Below are 1,593 nucleotides of genomic sequence, written 5' to 3'. Positions count from 1 at the left end.
AAACGACAAGGCCGGCCGGCATCCCTGTGATGCCGGCCGGCCTTGTGCGCGGCAGCGGGTCTGTCACGGAAGCAGGCCCGTCTGCCGGTCACCGTCGTCCTTCCGGGGTTTGGAGCGATAGAAGAACCAGCAATCGTTCAGCAGCCGGATCTGCCGGCTGTCTTTCTTCTGGAAAGCCCGCATCAGTTGATTGCACAGCCATTGCGGCATGACGATCGTCCTCCTCCGGATATGCCATGTCTCGTATAACATATGGAGTTGGGCGGATGTCCGTGCAGGTCCCATTTGCAACCGGGCATCATGCCGGCCGGGCTGATGAGGCTTTGGTCAAGCGCCGTATTCTTCGTCGTACCATTGTTCGAGCTGGGCCAGGAGCGCCCGGATCTCCGTCAGCAGCGAGATGAGCGGATAGGACTGCTCGCGGATTTGGGCGAAGCGCTGTTCCAGCCGGTTCATGAAATCGAGTCCGCTGATGACGGAGGCCGAAGGATCGTGCAGTTCCAGATCGGAGCACTCGGCGGAGACATGCGGAAGCTGCGGCACGTTGTCGGCGGTCAGCTTGCCGATCTCCTTGTGCAGCCGAAGCAGGAGCGCGCTCAGCTGATAGGCGTGGCTCGCCGGCATTTCGACGTATTGCAGGCCGTCCGGTCCGTGCAGAATAACATAGCGCATCGTCGGCATTCGATCGTTTCCTTTCTTCTTCACGGTCGTTCGTTCCATGCTGCCGTCGGGGACGGGGCCGGTGGCAGGCGGTCGGCGGTTTAACGAAACGTGGCAACGCAATTTTCGCCTTTCAGGCATTTTTGAGCTCGCAACGAAAGGATGAATAACGTGTCTAAGTTGCGTTGTGAATTCGATATGCCATCGATTCGGTTAAATAAGTGCTGTCCGTTTCGTTAAAGATAAACCCGCGGCCAAATTGCCGTTGCAGGCAGCCGCAAGGCCGCCGAGCCCCGCCGCCCGGTCCTTAACAGCATGGCAAAACTACTTGACAGTGTAACGCACGGCATCTTATAAATTCAAGTATATTCATGACGGACGGCGCCGCGGAAAGCGCCTGCGGGAAAGGAATGAACCGGTGTGGACGACGATGCGCTGCAGGCATGGGTCGAGCGGATATCGCTGGAAAGCTTCGGCTTGCCGTTCCGCCACCGGGCGACGTTCAACCGCAGACTGCGCTCGACGGGCGGACGCTATTTTCTGAAGACGCACAACATCGAGATCAACCCGAAGCAGCTGGAGCAGTTCGGCCCCGAAGAGACGGCCAAAATCATCAAGCACGAGCTGTGCCACTATCATCTGCATTTGATGAACCGCGGATACCGCCATCGTGACCGGGATTTCATGGAGCTGCTCGTTAAGGTCGGCGGCAGCCGGTATTGCCGCCATCTGCCGGGCAGCAGGCCGCGCGTAACGAAGCCGCCGCGCTATATGCTGAAATGCGTCTCCTGCGGGACCGAATATTTGCGGAAACGCCGGATGGATCCGCGCCGTTACGCCTGTGGAAATTGCGGAGGAAAATTGCGTTTGTTCATGCCGTGTCAACTCATATAAAAATGTTACCGAAGGGCAATGGATCACTCACGTAATTTT

3 protein-coding genes are annotated in these 1,593 nt (G+C 57.9%); 1 reads left to right on the top strand and 2 read right to left on the bottom strand.

The genetic code is table 11. The features are described from left to right. Positions 1-63: 63 nt before the first annotated feature. Both cmpA and KJQ12_RS07295 read right to left on the bottom strand, forming a co-directional pair. Complete coding sequence (cmpA, locus tag KJQ12_RS07300) at positions 64-210, bottom strand: cortex morphogenetic protein CmpA (RefSeq protein ID WP_213484084.1); 147 nt, start codon at positions 208-210, stop codon at positions 64-66. A 117-nt stretch (positions 211-327) separates the two neighbouring features. After that, complete coding sequence (locus KJQ12_RS07295) at positions 328-681, bottom strand: hydrolase/acyltransferase (protein ID WP_213484083.1); 354 nt, start codon at positions 679-681, stop codon at positions 328-330. A 399-nt stretch (positions 682-1,080) separates the two neighbouring features. Here KJQ12_RS07295 and KJQ12_RS07290 point away from each other — a divergent pair, with 399 nt between their 5' ends. Further along, the gene (locus KJQ12_RS07290) at positions 1,081-1,554 is read left to right on the top strand and encodes a SprT family protein (protein ID WP_213484082.1); all 474 of its coding nucleotides are present in this window, start codon (positions 1,081-1,083) and stop codon (positions 1,552-1,554) included. The last annotated feature ends 39 nt before the right edge of the window (positions 1,555-1,593 follow it).

It is taken from the genome of Thermobacillus xylanilyticus (assembly GCF_907165215.1).
Classification (GTDB): Bacteria; Bacillota; Bacilli; order Paenibacillales; family Paenibacillaceae; genus Thermobacillus; species Thermobacillus xylanilyticus.
The sequence above is the reverse complement of the archived record's forward strand: the minus strand, read 5'-3'. Positions and strand labels throughout refer to the sequence as shown.

Excerpts from the sequence above, each read along its gene's own strand:
- KJQ12_RS07295 (WP_213484083.1), bottom strand. The coding sequence starts at position 681 with ATGCCGACGATGCGCTATGTTATTCTGCACGGACCGGACGGCCTGCAA.
- cmpA (WP_213484084.1), bottom strand. The coding sequence starts at position 210 with ATGCCGCAATGGCTGTGCAATCAACTGATGCGGGCTTTCCAGAAGAAA.